The organism is Halorubrum ejinorense (assembly GCF_039522565.1).
GTDB lineage: Archaea > Halobacteriota > Halobacteria > Halobacteriales > Haloferacaceae > Halorubrum > Halorubrum ejinorense.
The window spans coordinates 18078-34016 of record NZ_BAAADQ010000016.1 but is presented as its reverse complement, the minus strand read 5'-3'; the positions used below and the strand labels follow the sequence as shown (position 1 = coordinate 34016).

Annotated in this window: 12 protein-coding genes; 3 read left to right on the top strand and 9 right to left on the bottom strand. The window is 68.9% G+C overall.

Features of this window, described 5'->3' with window-relative positions; translation table 11 throughout:
- Positions 1-27 precede the first annotated feature (27 nt).
- The 5 genes from citZ to alaS all read right to left on the bottom strand — a co-directional run bounded on the left by citZ (position 28) and on the right by alaS (position 7705).
- Positions 28-1167, bottom strand: coding sequence for a citrate synthase (citZ, locus tag ABDZ89_RS15605; RefSeq protein ID WP_343780567.1), 1140 nt, complete (start codon positions 1165-1167; stop codon positions 28-30).
- Between the two features lie 192 nt (positions 1168-1359).
- A complete protein-coding gene (locus ABDZ89_RS15600; RefSeq protein WP_343780566.1) occupies positions 1360-3249 on the bottom strand; it encodes a PINc/VapC family ATPase in 1890 nt (629 codons plus the stop codon).
- A gap of 90 nt (positions 3250-3339) precedes the next feature.
- A complete protein-coding gene (locus ABDZ89_RS15595) occupies positions 3340-4056 on the bottom strand; it encodes a type 1 glutamine amidotransferase (RefSeq protein WP_343780565.1) in 717 nt (238 codons plus the stop codon).
- Between the two features lie 49 nt (positions 4057-4105).
- Positions 4106-4915, bottom strand: coding sequence for an alpha/beta fold hydrolase (locus ABDZ89_RS15590; RefSeq protein ID WP_343780564.1), 810 nt, complete (start codon positions 4913-4915; stop codon positions 4106-4108).
- Between the two features lie 9 nt (positions 4916-4924).
- Positions 4925-7705: an alanine--tRNA ligase gene (gene alaS, locus ABDZ89_RS15585; RefSeq protein ID WP_343780562.1), complete on the bottom strand. Its 2781-nt coding sequence runs from the start codon at positions 7703-7705 to the stop codon at positions 4925-4927.
- Between the two features lie 159 nt (positions 7706-7864).
- Here alaS and ABDZ89_RS15580 point away from each other — a divergent pair, with 159 nt between their 5' ends.
- The 3 genes from ABDZ89_RS15580 to ABDZ89_RS15570 are packed head-to-tail and all read left to right on the top strand — an operon-like array spanning position 7865 to position 10306.
- Entirely contained in the window at positions 7865-9736 is a 1872-nt protein-coding gene (locus ABDZ89_RS15580) for an ATP-binding protein (protein ID WP_343780561.1), read from the top strand.
- A gap of 58 nt (positions 9737-9794) precedes the next feature.
- Entirely contained in the window at positions 9795-10073 is a 279-nt protein-coding gene (gene srp19 / locus ABDZ89_RS15575; protein ID WP_343780560.1) for a signal recognition particle subunit SRP19, read from the top strand.
- Between the two features lie 2 nt (positions 10074-10075).
- Positions 10076-10306: an H/ACA ribonucleoprotein complex subunit GAR1 gene (locus ABDZ89_RS15570; RefSeq protein WP_343780559.1), complete on the top strand. Its 231-nt coding sequence runs from the start codon at positions 10076-10078 to the stop codon at positions 10304-10306.
- Here the strand turns inward: ABDZ89_RS15570 and ABDZ89_RS17155 are convergent, their stop codons facing one another.
- The 4 genes from ABDZ89_RS17155 to nuoL all read right to left on the bottom strand — a co-directional run bounded on the left by ABDZ89_RS17155 (position 10307) and on the right by nuoL (position 15939).
- Positions 10307-10735: a hypothetical protein gene (locus tag ABDZ89_RS17155; RefSeq protein WP_371153024.1), complete on the bottom strand. Its 429-nt coding sequence runs from the start codon at positions 10733-10735 to the stop codon at positions 10307-10309.
- A 134-nt stretch (positions 10736-10869) separates the two neighbouring features.
- The gene (locus ABDZ89_RS15560) at positions 10870-12372 is read right to left on the bottom strand and encodes an NADH-quinone oxidoreductase subunit N (protein WP_343780557.1); all 1503 of its coding nucleotides are present in this window, start codon (positions 12370-12372) and stop codon (positions 10870-10872) included.
- A complete protein-coding gene (locus ABDZ89_RS15555) occupies positions 12365-13879 on the bottom strand; it encodes a complex I subunit 4 family protein (RefSeq protein WP_343780991.1) in 1515 nt (504 codons plus the stop codon). Before ABDZ89_RS15555 ends, ABDZ89_RS15560 begins: the two co-directional genes overlap by 8 nt.
- A gap of 14 nt (positions 13880-13893) precedes the next feature.
- Positions 13894-15939: an NADH-quinone oxidoreductase subunit L gene (gene nuoL / locus ABDZ89_RS15550; protein ID WP_343780555.1), complete on the bottom strand. Its 2046-nt coding sequence runs from the start codon at positions 15937-15939 to the stop codon at positions 13894-13896.

Genomic DNA, 15939 nt, shown 5'->3' with positions numbered 1-15939 from the left:
CAACCGACAGAAACGGGTCGCGACCGCTTACCGCTCGTCGATCGGGACGAACTCGGCGTTCTCGGGGCCCGTGTACCGGGCGCGCGGGCGGATGAGGCGGTTATCCTCCTGGTACTCGGCGACGTGGGCGATCCAGCCGCCGGCGCGGCTCATCGCGAAGATGGGGGTGTACATGTCGACCGGAATGCCGAGCGAGTCGTAGACGGAGCCGGAGTAGAAGTCCACGTTCGGGGCGATCCCCTTCTCGACGAGCCCCTGATCGGTGAGGTGCTCCTCGATGGCGGTGGTGTAATCGAGCCACTTGGTGTCGCCAGACGACTCGGAGAGGTCGCGGAGCTTCTCCTCGAGGATCTTCGCGCGGGGGTCTTTCACCTTGTAGACGCGGTGGCCGAACCCGGGGATGCGTCCGCCGTCGTCGCGGGTATCTTTCACCCACTGAACGGGGTCCTTCGAGGAGGCGTCGATCTCGTGGAGCACCTCCATCACGTCCTGGTTGGCGCCGCCGTGGAGGGGCCCGGAGAGCGCCCCGATACCGCCGGTGACGCCGGAGTAGACGTCGGCCATCGTCGAGCCGATCACCATCGCGGTGAACGTCGAGGCGTTGAGGCCGTGGTCGGCGTGGAGGGTGAGCGCCATGTCGAACGTCTCCTCGCTCACCGGATCGGGCTCCGTGCCCGTGAGCATGTAGAGGAAGTTCCCGGCGTGCGAGAGGTCCGGATCGGGCGCGACCGGCTCGTTCCCCTGACGGACGCGTTCGAACGCGGCGAGGACCGTCGGGATCTTCGCCGTGATCCGGCGGCCCTGCGTGAGGGTCGTTTCCTCGCTGTCGCCGTCGTCGGGGTCGTACGCCGAGAGCATCGACGTCGCGGTCCGGAGGGCGGCCATCGGTCGCTCGCCGGCGTCGGCGAGCGCGCGGACCGTCTCGATGACGTCGTCATCGACGTCGCGCTCGGCCACGAGGTCGGCGGTGAACGCGTCGAGTTCCGCGGCAGTGGGGAGCGAGCCGTGCCACAGCAGGTACAGCACCTCCTCGTAGCTCGCGCCGCGAGCGAGGTCTTCGATGTCGTACCCGCGATACACGAGCTTTCCGACCTCGCCGTCGACGTAGCTCAGATCCGACTCCGCGACGAGGACGCCCTCGAGCCCGCGTTTTAACTCATCAGCCATACCCCGAGTTGTCTACACCGTCAAAAAAGCGTTATCTTTCAGGAGGGATAGGTTACGACGATCGTGGTACGTTTCTGCGTCGGACGACGCGTACCCGGCGATCGAGAGACGGCTCTCGGGTGACCGGACGCCGTCGGCCCGGTCTGAACCCCCCGCTCTCTGCCGCGGCGGACCCGACCGCACCCGTTCGTCTCAGCGGGCCGGAACGACGGTCACCGTCCGGTTCCGGTCGATCGCGTCTTCCAGTTCCTCCGCGATGGCGGAGCCGCGAGAGACCTGAACCTCGCCGCCGCGGCCGACGGTGGCGGTGAAGAGGTACTCGCCGTCGGCGCGCACTTCGACCGTCTCGCCGACGCCGTCGTCGACGTCGATGACGACGTGTCGCGAGGTGATCTCCGGCGCGACCACGGTCCCTCGCTCGGCGCCGACCTGCCCGTCACCGTGACCGCTGGCGCCGCTCTCGCCGCCGGAGGCGCCGGCGCCCGCGCCGCCCGGCTTCTCGTCGTGCGTGCGAACGTCGATGTCGATCCCGAGCCGGTTCTCGATGTCGGCGATGCGACCGCCTCCCTTCCCTATCACGGTGCCGATGTCTCCCTCGGTGACGTAGACGACCGCCTCGTCGTCGCCGTTCAGCGACACGTCGACGTGGCCGTGCGCGACCGAGCGGATCTCGCGTTCGATCTCCTTTTTGGCGATGCGACCGACGCCGCTCTCGCTTTCGGCCTCTTCGTCGTCGTTCAGCGGGACGGTGACGACCTGCCGGTTGAACGTGTATATCTCGAACTCCGGCGTCCCCGTCTCGAAGTTCGACACCTGGATGACCGGACGCGCGAGGTCCTCCGCCGTGAGTCCGGCGGGCACCTTCACCTCGGTGGTCACGTCGTAGACGGTGTGGACCTCGCCCGCCTCGATGTAGACCACGGTGTCGACGATCTGGGGGATCATCCCGAGTTCGACGCGACCGACGAGCCGCTGGAGCGCGTCGATGGCGCGGGAGGCGTGGACGACGCCGACCATGCCGACGCCGGCCATCCGCATGTCCGAGAACACCTCGAAGTCGTTCGTCTTCCGCACCTCGTCGTAGATGGTGTAGTCGGGCCGGACCAAGAGGAGGGAGTCCGCGGTGTTCTCCATCTCGCCGCCGAGCGCGCCGTACTGGGTGATCTCCGGCCCCACCTGGAGGTCGCGCGGCTTCTCCATCGTCTTCACCGCGTAGTCGCTGTCGTTTAAGAACTCGGCGACCGCCTGCGCGAACGTCGACTTGCCGGCGCCGGGCGATCCCGAGATGAGCACGCCGCGTTTCCGCTCGCGGAACCGCTCGCGAAGCTCGTCGGCGAACTCGTAGTCGTCGAGCGTCGTCTTCGCGATGGGCCGCACCGCGGTGATCTCGATCCCGTCCGCGAACGGGGGTCGCGCGACCGCGATCCGGTAGTTCCGGAACTGGACGATGTCTATCCCGTCGTTCGACAGTTCGATGAAACCCTCGTTGGACTGGCGGGCGAGGTCGACGATCGAGTTGGCCCACTCGCGCATCTGTTCCTCGTCGGTCTCCTCGTCGTCGATCTCGACGTAGCGCATCTCGCCGAGCGTCCCGCGCTTCGCCTTCGGAACGGTGCCGGTCTTGAGGTGGACCGACATCGTCTCGTCGGTGAAAAAGTCCTGAATCGGGAGGTCGTCGACGACGCCTCGGGCGACGGGTTCGACGTACTCCACGTCGAGTCCCTTCGCGCGGGCGACCTCGGCCTGGACCACGTCGCTGGAGAGCAGCGTCGCGTCGTGATCGGCGGCGAGATCGCGGATCAGCGCGTCGACGTCGCCCTCGTGGGCGTTCGACTTGGCGTCGCCGCTGGCGCGCTCGCCGACGTACCGCAGGTCGATCGTCCCGTCGTCGGCGTAGTCGGCGAGTCGCTTGAGTTCGCTCAGCCCGTCCCAGCCGGATTCGAGCCCGTCGTTCGCCTGCGACTCCAGTTCGCCGACGACCGCCTCCGGGACGAACACGGAGACCGACTCGTAGGTCCCGTCCGCGACGCGTTCGGACACGCGGCCGTCGACGACCGCGCTCGTGTCCGGTACTACGTTCATACCGAGGTTCGGTACGGGAACCGTATAAGGGTGTTCGACCGGGGGCCGCGTCGACGGCGCCGGTGGGTCGTCCGCGGCCGCCCGCCTCGCTCAGTCGTCCGCGGCCGCCGGCTCCGTCTCGTCGGCCGCGAGCCGTTCCGCGTACGCCGTGAAGTTCTCGAACAGCGCCTTCGCCTCGCAGGCGGCGTCGTACGCCGCGGGGGTGATCGACTCGAGGACCGTGTCGACGCGCGCGTCACCGATCTGGTCTCGCTTGCCGTCCGTCACGTCGCGAGCGGTCTCGATGTCGTACTCGGGGTGGAACTGGACGCCCCAGCAGTGGCCGTCGCGGAACGCGTGGACGCCGTGTTCGTTCTCGGCCAGCAGCGTCGCGGACGGCGGGAGTTCGACCACCGCGTCGCCGTGAGTCGTGAAGGCGGTGAAGGAGTCGCCGAGTCCGTCGAAAAGCGGGTCCTCGCGCAGGCGGCTGATCTCGTTGTAGCCGATCTCGAACCCGTCCATCCCGGCGACGCGGCCGCCGAGCGCCTCCGCGAGCACCTGATGGCCGTAACAGACGCCGAGGACCGGGCAGCCGGCCGCGACGGCCTCGGCGACGTAGTCGACGAGCGCCGGTATCCACTCCTCGTCCCAGTAGACGGACGACCGCGACCCCGTCACCACGACGCCGTCGAAGTCGGTGTGGTCGGGGAGGTCCCCCGCGGTGGCGTCGAACTCGACGAGGTCGGCGTCGATCTCCCGCCGGAAGTTCCGACGGGTGTTCGCGCCGTCGTGGGCGGCGTTCAACAGGGCGAACCGGAGGCGAGTCATCGAGTGGACGGAGAGGCGAGAGCCTCAAAACGGTTGCGCTGACGGTGAGCTACTCGAACTCGCCGGTCGCATGCTCAGCGAGCCACCCGACGAGGTGGTCGTTGACCGCGGCCGAGGCCTCGACGCCGACGAGGTGGCGAGCGCCGTCGACGGAGACGAACTCGCCGCGGGGAAGCCCCTCGGCCAGCGTCTCGCCGGCCGTGATCGGACAGACCGCGTCGTCGCTCCCGTGGACGACCACGGTCGGCGTCGTGACCTCGAACAGTCGGTCGACGAGGTCGAACCCCTCGACCGCGGCGCGGTGTGCCTCGTACGTCTCGCGGTCGGCGTCCTCCGCGAGGCGCCACTCCGCGATCCGTTCGAGCGCGTCCGGGTGCGCTTCCCGGAAGTCGACCGAGAGCAGCCCGGAGAGGACCCCCTCGACCGCCGACGGGTCGGCCGGGTCGGCCCAGACCCCGTCAGCGTGGTACGCGTCGCCGGCGGGCGGCGTCCCGACCACGGCGAGACTGGCCGGGCGCGAGGAGCTCAGCGCCGCGGTCAGCGCGACCATCCCGCCGAGGCCGTAGCCGACGAGGTGGGCGTTCCGGATCCCCTCTGCCGCACAGACGGCCTCGATATCGGCCGCGAGCGTCTCGACCCGGTAGGGGCCGGGCGGAGCGTCCGACCGCCCGACGCCGCGCGTCTCCGGCGTGACGACCGTGTGCGGTCCCGCCAGCGCGGCGTGTTGCCACCCGAACTGCCACGCGCCGAGGCCGACGTCGCCACAGAACACGACCGCCTCGTCGTCGGGCCCGACGCCCCTCGCGTCGACCTCGTATCGGATCGCGGCGCCGTCGCGGGCGTTCTCGGCGACCGGCATGGTGCCCTCTCAGGCCTCGCGGACGGCCCGGAGCACGTCCGGCGCGTCGTCGAGGGCGCCGTCGAGCGCCTCGGCGTCGGGACCACCGCCCTGTGCGAAGTCCGGCGGCCCGCCGCCGCCGCCGCCGACGCGGCCGGCGAGTTCGGCGACGACCTGCCCGGCGTTCACGTCGACGCCGTCGGGGACGCCGACGACGAAGCTCGCGGAGCCGTCGGCGCCGCTGCCGATCACCGCCACCTTCCCGTCGTCGACGTGGGCGTTCGCGGTCGCGCGCAGCTCGTCAGCGTCGCCGTCGAGCCGCTGGATCACCGCGACCGTCCCGTCGACCTCGACCTCCTCGGCGTCTGCGCCGCCGGAAGCGCGCGCGGTCGCGAGCTCCTCTTTGAGCGATTCGATCTCCTTGCCGCGCGCCTTCCACTCCTCGAAGAAGCGCTCGGCGGTGTCGGGAACGTCGAGCGGGTCGACGTCTAAGACCGCGGCCGCGTCGTACAGCGCGTCCTCGGTGCGCTGGGTCGCCTCGACCGCGGCGGCGCCGGCCGCGAACACGATGCGCTCGACGCCGTCCTGAACCGGCTCCGTTTTCAACACCTTCACCGTGCCAATGGCACCGGTCCTGTCGACGTGGGTCCCCGCGCAGGCCTGAACGTCGGCGTCGCCGACGTGGATCAGCCGGACGTTCGTTCCCGGCGGGACGCCCCCCTGATACAGGTCGAAGCCGTGTTCGGCCTCGGCCTCGTTGCGGTCGGGCCACTCCTGACGGACGGGAACGTCGTCGCGGATCAGCTCGTTGGCGACGCGTTCGATCGCCTTGACCTCCTCGCGGGTGATGCGTTCGAAGTGACGCACGTCGAGCCGCGAGGAGTCGATCCCCTTCTGGGCGCCCGCCTGCCGGACGTGATCGCCGAGCACCTCGCGGGCCGCGTGGCCGATGAGGTGCGTCGCGGTGTGGTGCGCGCGGAGTCGGTCGCGGCGGTCGCCGTCCACCTGCCCGCGGACGAACTCCCCTTTCCCGGGGTCCGCGTCCGCACGGTGGAGGACGACCCCGTCGACCTCCTGGACGTCGGTCACGTCGACGGTTGTCTCACCGACCGTGAGCTGTCCCCTGTCGGCCGGCTGCCCGCCGCCCTCGGGGTAGAACATCGTCTGGTCCAACACGACGTCGTACCCCTCGTCGGCGTCTAACACGTCGAGGACGACCGCCTCGAACTCCGTGCGGCCCTGGTCGTCGTAGAACAGTTTCTCCGTCTCGGGGAGGTCGGCGAGACGCTCGTCGCGCTCGTCGCTCGCGGCCGCGGCGTCTCCCTCCTCGTGTCGGTCGGCGACGAGCGAGTAGAAGTCGTCGGGCACGTCGACGGTCGCCCCCCGGTCGTCGGCGATGTCGGCGACCATGTCGGGCTGGATCCCGTGTGAGTCGTACAGCTCCAACAGCTCCGCGGTCGGGATGGGTTCGCCGGTGCCGGCGTACTCGTCGGCGAGCTGTTCGACCTTGCGAGCGCCACGTTCCAGCGTCTCCTCGTACTTCCGCTCCTCGCTGCGAACGATCTCGCGGATCGTGTCGCGGTTCCGGTAGCCGAGCCGCTCGGCCTGCATGTCGACGAGTTCGTCGAGCGGCGCGTCGACGCCGACCTCGTCCACGAGCCGCTTCGTGCGTCGCAGGACCATCCGCGTGAGATATCCCGTGCCGACGTTCGAGGGAACGATCCCGTCGCCGAACATGTACGCGAGCGTCCGCGAGTGGTCGGCGATCGCGTAGATCGATTCGAGCGGCTCCACCAGCTCGCGCAGCCGGTCGACGTCGACGTCGAGTCGGTCGGCTATCTCGCCGCGAGCCGCCTCCACGTCGTCGACGTCGTCGATGTCGAGGCGCCCCGAGAGCTTCGCCGCGCGGTGGACGATCTCGCGTTCCGCCTCGGTGTGTTCGATGCCCGCGTTGTCCTTCAGGAAGTCGATGGCGTCGGGATAGATCGCCTCGTACACCGTCGCGGTCCCCTGGCTCATCCACGTCCAGCGTTCGAGCCCGTACCCGGTGTCGACGATGTACGTGTCCATGAACGAGTACGTGTTCCCGTCTTTCATCTCGTAGTCGCCGTCGGGGTCTAACTCCATACACATGAAGACAAGCGTCGCCAGCTCGGCGCCCTTGTAGATGACCTCGATGGCGGGGCCGGCGTTGCCGCCGCCGACCCACGGGTCCTCGATGTAGGTTATCTCCTCTAAGTCCGCGCCGAGACTCTCGAACAGCTCGTCGCAGTACTGGACCGTCTCGTCTTTCCAGTACACCTCGCCGTGATAGGCGTACTCCTCCTCGTCGACCTCCTCGCGCGTGTTGAACGCGTGGTGGGCCATCATCTCGAACGCCATCGTGTGCCGGCCCGTCTTGCCGACGTTGTCGATGTCTTGCATCCGGATACACGGCTGCGAGATGGTGAGGGGGTTCGCCGGCGGCGGCGTCGCCCCGGAGGTGACGAGCGGCTGGAAGTCGTAGATCGACGCCTGCGTCAGCAGGACGTCGTCGCGCCACCGGTTCGCGGCGACGGGGTACGGCTCGATCCGCTCGTGGTCGTTGTCCTCGAAGAAGGAGAGGAACGCCTCCCGCATCTCCGACAGCGAGTGCGACTCGGGAAATCCCGGGTCGTCGATGAAACTGTAGTCCTCACACGGCGGCTCGCCGCACAGCTCCCTGTCGTCGTCGCGGGTCCAGAAGTGCGCGCCACAGGAGGTACACTCCTTCCGGGTGAACCCCTCCTCCTCGAAGTAGTCGAGACGGTACTCCGCTTCGAGATCGCTCATTACACGAACGTGGCCGGTGTTGCTCCAAAAGGGTTCCGGGGTCGGTCGTCAGCGTCGGCGTCAGGCCGAACGCGAGCGGAACGCGGCCGTCCGAGGTCTCCCGCCCGCGACGGCCGGTGAGAAGGTTTATCACCGCAGCCTGTGCTACAATTTACCATTGTGACTTCCGCGTTGAGCGAGCGTGCGACGGTCCTCGTGCTCGATGAGGACCACGAACTCGCCACCCGGCTCGACACGCCGATCGATGCCGACGGGGACGACGAGGCCCGCGCGGTGGAGACGCACGCCGCCGTACCCGACGCGGTCGGCGACGAGCGGATCACCGACGCCGACGTGACGGTCGTCGTCGACGGGCCGGGCCTCGAACGGCTCCGGTCCGTCGACCGCAGCGGCGCCGTGGTCGCGTTCGTCGGCGATCCGACGGGCGAGACCGCCACCGACCCCCTCGTGGACGCCGTCGCGACGACGCCGGACGCGCTCGCGGAAACGGTGTCGTGGCTGCTCGCTCGCGACCAGCGGTGCGGAAGCCGGGCCGATCCGACGCACACGCCGTCGCGGATCGAGCAGCTCAACGCCGGAATGACTGAGTTGGCCGCCGTCAGGTCGGTCGACGAGGCGTACCGGGCCGCGATCGCCGTCGCCGAGACGGTCTTCCCGGAACACCAGGCGGTGGTCGCCGTCGGCGACGAGGAGTGGGTCGAACCCGTCGCCGCCTCGTCGGGCGTCCCGGTCGAGGACTGTAACCGAGTCCGCGTCGGCAGCGGGGTCGCCGGCAGAGCGGTTCGGACCGGCGACGCGTCCATCGCACCGAACCCGAACCCCGACAGCCGGTACGCCACGCTGCTCACCGTGCCGGTCGGCGACGACGTGGTGTTCCAGCTGGCGACCGCCGGCACCGAGGGCGCCGACGAGTTCGACGACGACGACCGCCGGCTCGCCGAACTGCTCGCCTCGCACTTGGAAGAGACGCTCGACCGGATCGCCGTCAACGAGACGCTTCGAGCCGAACACGACCGCCTCCTCGCGCTGTTCACGAACGTTCCGGACCCCGCCATCGCGTACGACTACGTGGACGGGGAGCCGATCGTTCGACAGGTCAACGACGCGTTCGAGTCGACGTTCGGCTACGACGCCGAGACGGTGACCGGAGAGTCTATCGACGACTACATCGTCCCCACCGATTCCGGGTCGGAGGCCGAAGAGCTCAACGACCGGCTTCAGAGCGGAGAGAACGTCCGGCGCGAGGTGACGCGGACGACCGCGGACGGCCACCGCCACTTCATCCTCCACGTCATCCCGATCCGACTCGACGCGGCGAACGCGGCGGGCTACGCGATCTACACCGACGTCACCGACCGGCGAGAGCGCGAGGAGACCCTCCGCCGACAGAACGAGCGCCTCGACGAGTTCGCCTCGATCGTCTCCCACGACCTCCGGAACCCGTTGTCCGTCGCGGAGGGGTACGTCGACCTCGTCCGCGAGACCGGCGAGCTCGACCACCTCGACAGGGCCGCGGACGCGATCTCGCGGATGGACGAACTCGTGGCCGACCTCCTGTCCCTGGCCAGACAGGGCCAGTCCGTCGGTGAAACGGAGTCCGTCTCGCTGTCCGACATCGCGCGCGACGCGTGGGAGAGCGTCGACACCGGCAACGCGACCCTGACCGTCGAGTCGGACACGGGCTTCGAGGCGAACCCGACTCGGCTCCGCGCGCTGTTCGAGAACGTCTTCCGGAACAGCGCGGAACACGGGCGCGACTCCCCCGAAGACCCGCTCTCGGTCCGAGTGGGGACGACGACGTTCCGCGACGAGAGCGGCGCCGAGACGGACGGATTCTACGTCGAAGACGACGGGACCGGCCTCCCGGACGACGAGCTCGACCGGGTGTTCGAGAGCGGGTTCACCACGGAGGAGTCGGGCACTGGACTCGGGCTCGCCATCAGCGAACGCATCGCGGAGGCGCACGACTGGACCGTCACCGCACGCGCCGGCGAGGACGGCGGCGCCCGCTTCGAGTTCCGGACGAGCTAGGGAGTCCGCCCCGCGGCGGTCCGAAACGACCTTACGCCGCGCGCGAGGGGATCACGGTATGGTCGAGAACGTCGTCTACCCCGCCTACTTCGACGCCGAGCTGTCGCGCTCGGACGGGCGCCGCGTCCCGATGGATCTGGCGGTCGAAGCGCCGACCGTCGACGAGATCGCGAAGGCCGTCCAACAGGTCGGTTACGACGCCGCCGTCGAGCGCGACGCCACGTACTCGCGGGAGTACGAGGCCCGCGGCTCCGTGGTCGTCAAGGGCACCGAAGACACCGCGAAGAACGATCTCGTACAGGCGATCGCCGCGTACCTCGGCGTCCTGCGAGAGTAACCGTGCGGCGCGTCGGGACAGTCGTCCGAACCGCCGGCGGACTCGCGATCGCCCGGGGGGACCCGGGCGAGGACCCGCCGCGGATCGGCGCGAGCGTCGTCGACGAGTCGCTCTCTACCGTCGGGCGCGTGGTCGACGTGTTCGGGCCGGTCGAGCGCCCCTACGTGGCCGTCACGCCCGGCGGCGGCGTCGCGCTCGCAGACCTCGTCGGCGGAAAGCTGTACGCGCGGTAGCTACGCGCCGGTCGCGTCGGCCCCGTCGGCCCGCTCCCCGTCGACGGTCTCCGCGTCGTCGCTCGCGGCAGCGTCGTCGCTCGCCGTAGCGTCGTCGCTCGCCGTAGCGTCGTCGCTCGCCGTAGCGTCGTCCGTTTTGTCAGCGTCGTCTATCTCGTCGACGACCACGTCGAAGTCGTCCAGCGTCTTGTCGGTCCGCGCGAGCCGTTCCGCGACGATCAGCTTCTCGCGGCGCTCCAGTCGCTCCCAGTCGAGCGCCGCCGGCGGGGACGCGTCCAGCGTCTCGAACCGATCGATCACCGCCTCGTTGGCGAAGCGCTCGAACGATCCGCACTCCGGGCAGGTCCGCGACAGGTGTGACGTGTCGAACGACCGGGTGACGGCGTGATCCAAGCAGTTCAGACACCGGTAGGTGTGCGTCCGGGACACAACGAACGGACGGGCCGCACGAAGGAGTATCTGTGGTCGCCGGCGGGCGGCTCGGCGAGCAAAACGCACAGAGTGCCCGCCGCGAGCGCGGACGGAGTGAGAACGGACTCGAAACGACCGGACGCGGTGCCCGGTCAGAACAGCGCTGAGGCCGCCGCCTCGGCGGTCTCGATGACCGGACCGAAGCCGGGCAGGAGCAGCACCGTCACGACCGCCGCGAAGACGACCGCGGCGTACAGCGCCGTCGGGCGCACGTCGATCGCGTCGAGCGCGCTCGGCGACGCGGGGTCGTCTAAGAACAGCGCCTTCACGACCCGGCTGTAGTAGTACAGCGAGACGACGCTGTTGACCGCGCCGAGTCCGGCCAGCCACACGACGCCGTTGTCGATGGCCGCCTGGAACAGGAAGTACTTCGAGAAGAACCCGGCGAAGGGCGGCAGCCCGGCCAGCGAGAACATGAACACGGCCATCGCCACGGAGGCGACCGGCGCGCGCCGCCAGAGTCCGGCGTAGTCCTCGAAGGTGCGACCGACGCCCCACTTCTCCGCCATCGCGACGAAGAGGAACGCGCCGGTGTTCATGAACCCGTAGACGAGCAGGTGCGCCATCGCCGCGCCCATGACGGTGCCGTTGGCGGGCCCGTCGACCGTGAGCGCGGCGACGCCGATGAGCGCGTAGCCCGCGTGGCCGATAGAGGAGTACGCGAGCATCCGCTTGACCTCCTCTTGGACCGCGGCCGCGAAGTTACCGAGCGTCATCGTCACGGCTGCGAGGACGCCGAAGGCGAGCACCCAGTCGATGCCGGCGCCGAGCGACGTGCCCACCGGGAACGCCTCGGTGAACACGCGGAACGCGACGACGAACCCGGCCGCCTTCGAGGCCGACGAGAGGAACGCGCTCACGGGTGCGGGCGCGCCCTCGTACGCCTCCGGCGCCCAGAAGTGGAACGGGACGGAGGCCGTCTTGAACGCGACGCCGCCGATCATCATCACGACGCCGATACCGAGCACGCCGGCGAGCCCCTCGATGGAGGCCGACGCGATGTCGGCGAGTATCAGCGACCCGGTCGCGGCGTAGACGAGCGAGATGCCGAACAGGAAGATGGCCGACGAAAGCGCGCCGACGAGGAAGTACTTCATCCCCGCCTCGACGCTCCCGCGGTCCTGTTTGAGGTACGCGACGAGCACGTACGACGGCAGCGACACCATCTCCAGGGCGACGAACACGACCGCGAGCGAGTTCGCGACCGCGAGCAGCGCCATCCCCGTCGCGGCGAACGTCACCAGCGAGTAGAACGCCGCCGGGTTGGCGTGGTCGTCGAAGTAGTCGTGCGCGGCGACGAGGACCAGCGCGGTCACCGACGCGAAGATGGCGGTGAAGAACAACGCCATGGTGTCGACCTTCACCGCGTCCGCGAACAGGTAGACCGCGCCGGCGTCCGCGCTCCCCACGCCGGTCGCGGTGAGCCAGACGGTGGCCGCGAGCGCGACGAGCGAACCGAGCGCCCCCACGACCGCCATCGACGTGTTCGACCGAGCGTCCGGGCGAACCGTGTCGACCAACAGCAAGACGAGACCGGTCGCCGCCAGCAGCAGCGCCGGCAGCAGGGCGGTCACGGCCGGCAGACCGTTAACCATCGATCGTCACCCCCTCGACGACGGGAACGGCAGCGTCACGGATCATCTCGAAGAAGATGTCGGGCGCGACGCCGAGGACGATGATCGCCACCAGAAGCACCGCGAGCGGGGCGACATCGTGGAACGGCGCTGGCCCGACCTCGTAGTCGGTGTCGAGCTCGAAGGGCCCGAACAGCGTGCTCTGCATCGCCGACAGTAGGTAGCCGGCGACGATGACGATACCGAACATGGCGAGCGCCGTGAACACCGGCGCGTACGGGAGCGCCGGCGCGGACAGCGAGCCCACGAAGATGAAGAACTCGCCGGCGAAGCCGGCCATCAGCGGCAGCCCCATGTAGCCGAAGGCGCCGGCGACGAGGATACCGACGGTGACCGGCATCCGGTCGGCCATGCCGGCCATCTCGTCGACCTCCCGCGTGTGGGTCGTGTTGTAGATGACGCCGACCGCCATGAACATCAGCCCGGAGATGAGGCCGTGCGCGACCATCTGGAAGGTCGCGCCGCCGACCCCGTACTCGGTGAACGCGATGAGTCCGAGGATGACGTACCCCATCGACGAGACCGACGAGTACGCCACGATCCGCTTGAGGTCGCTCTGTCCCAAGGCCAGGATCGCGCCGTAGATGACGCTGATGACGGCGATGGCCGCGATCGGGATCGCGAGCGCGGACGCCTGGTTCGGCAGCATCGTGAAGTTGAATCGGAGCAGGGCGTACGTCCCCATCTTCAGGAGGACGCCGGCAAGGAGCACCGACGCGGGCGTCGGGGCCTGAACGTGGGCGTCCGGCAGCCACGTGTGGAACGGAACGATCGGGACCTTCACCGCGAACCCGAGGAACATCGCGAGGAACGCGACCATCGCGATCCGGTCCGGCGGGATACCGAACCAGGTGTCGAGCCCGCCCGCGGCGATCGCCTGCGCGATCTCGGGCAGGGCGAACGACGACACCGAGTCGCCGAGCGCGAACACGAGGCTCATGAAGCCGATGAACATCAGAAGCGACGCCGCGTTCGTGTATACGAAGAACTTGATCGCGGCGTACTTGCGGTCGTTACCGCCCCAGACGCCGATGAGGAAGTACATCGGCACCAGCACGGCCTCCCAGAAGACGAACCAGAGGAAGAAGTCGAGCGCGGTGAACACGCCCAGCAGGTTCGCCTCCATGAACAGCATGAGCCCGTAGAACTGGCTCTGCCGGCTGTCGATGGGCGTCCACGCGCTGACGATCGCCAGCGGCACGAGGAACGTCGTGAGCACGAAAAGCGGGAGGCTGATCCCGTCGAGTCCCACGAACCACGAGACGCTGCGACCGCCGACCTCGAGCCACTCGATCTGCGTCGTGTACGCGATATCGCCGCCGGTGAGCGCGTTACCGCCGGCCTCGAAGCCGGACCACAGGTAGAGGCTCCCGACGAACGGGACGAGGCTGATCGCGAACGCCAGCCGTCCCGCCCACTCGTCGGGCGCGAGGAACACCGTCAGCGCGCCGACGAACGCGGCCGCCATGAGCGCTTCGAGTATCACAGGAACCACCCCCCGGTCGCGCCGAGCACGAGCAACAGCGCGACGAGTCCGAAGGTGAGCAGCGCGGCGTACTGCGAGACGACCCCCGACTGGAGCTTCCGGATCCGGCCGCCACCGGTCAGGCTCACCGACGAGACGCCGTCGACGGCGCCGTCGATGATCCCCTGATCGAAGGTGTTCGCGACGCCCGCGATGTCTTCCGTCCGATACGCGAGCCAGACCTGTAGTTCGTCGAGGTAGTAGTTGTTGTACAGCACGTCTTTGATGCCGCCGAGCTTGGCGGTGTGTTCCGTCGGGGAGGGGACGTTATAGAGCCGCCAGGCGAGTCCGAGACCGAGCAGCGCGAGGCCGAGCGACACGGCCGCGCCGGCGAGGACCGTACCGACCTCACCGCCAACGACGTACTGGCTGCTGTACGGTCCGATGTCGCCGTAGTGGTGCGAGGAGAGCCCGTCGATGCCGCCCCACTCGTTGTCGAGCCAGCGGTGGAGCAGGTCGATTCCCTCCAGGCCGAGCACCTTCTGGACCGGCACCATGTTGATGAAGCCGGTGACGACCGCGAGCGACCCGAGGACCGTCAGCGGCCCCTTGACGTTCCAGCGAACGGGTTCCGGGTCGCGAGCGGTCTCGCTCCGTGGCTCGCCGTGGAAGGTCAGGAACACCATGCGGAAGGTGTAGAAGGCCGTGACCGGCACCGCGAGCAGCCCCATCAGGTAGGCCCCGAACAGGAGCGGCTCGCCGGGGGCGTGGACGAGCGCCTCGTAGAGGATCTCGTCTTTCGACCAGAAGCCGGCGAACGGGAAGATTCCCGCGAGCGCCAGCGATCCGGCGAGGAACGTGTAGTAGGTGACGGGCATCTTCGACCGCAGCCCGCCCATGTCCCACATGTCCTCGTTGTGGTGCATCGCGATGATGACCGAACCGGCGCCGAGGAACAGGAGGGCCTTGAAGAACGCGTGCGTCGTCAGGTGGAAGACCGCGGCCACGTACCCGCCCGAACCGAGCGCGAGCATCATGTACCCGTACTGCGAGATGGTCGAGTACGCGAGCACCTGCTTCAGTTCGTCCTTCACGAGCCCCATCGTCGCCGCGAACAGCGCGGTGAAGCCGCCGATGAAGGCGATGACCGCGAGCGTCGTCGGCGTGAGCGCGTAGAAGCCGTACATCCGCGCGACGAGGTAGACGCCAGCCGCCACCATCGTCGCGGCGTGGATCAGCGCGGAGACGGGCGTCGGGCCCTCCATCGCGTCCGGGAGCCACGTGTGGAGCGGGAACTGCGCCGACTTCCCGACGACGCCGCCCAGAACGAGCAGGCCGACGACGGTGAACCACGTCATGACGTCGAGTCCGAACGGCGTCCACACGGCCTGTTCGCCCGCGAGCGCGGCCTCCGCGAGCGCCGGGAACGACTCGGCGCCCGCGAACGCCGCGGTGCCGAACGTCGCGAACACCGCGACGACGCCGACGAGGAAGAAGTAGTCACCGAAGCGGGTGACGAGGAACGCCTTCTTCGCGGCCGACGGGGGACCGGGCTCCCGGAAGTGGAAGCCGATGAGCAGGTACGAACAGAGACCGACCAGCTCGAAGAACATGAACGCCATCAGCAGGTTGTCGGCGACGACGAAGCCGAGCATCGACGCCGTGAAGAGGCCGAGTCCGGCGTAGTACCGCGGCAGCCCGGTCTCGCCCTCGTCGTTCATGTACCCGAGCGAGAACACGTGGACGAGCAGCGCGACGAGCGTCACGATGACTAACATTAGCGCCGACAGCGGGTCGATCAGGACGCCGAACGAGAGTTCGACGTTCGTCGGACCGATACCCGCGCCGCCCTCGCCCGCCCAGTAGTACAGCGTTTCGTTGTACGCGTTCCCGCCCGCGACGGTCACCGCGACCCAGATCGACAGCAGGAACGACCCCGCCGTCGCCGCGATGCCGCCGAAGGCACCGCCCTTCGGGAGGTACCTGCCCGCGCCGAGCGCGATCAGGAACGAGAAGAACGGGAGGAGAACTATCGCCGGAACGTATGCGAATGCGTTCACCAT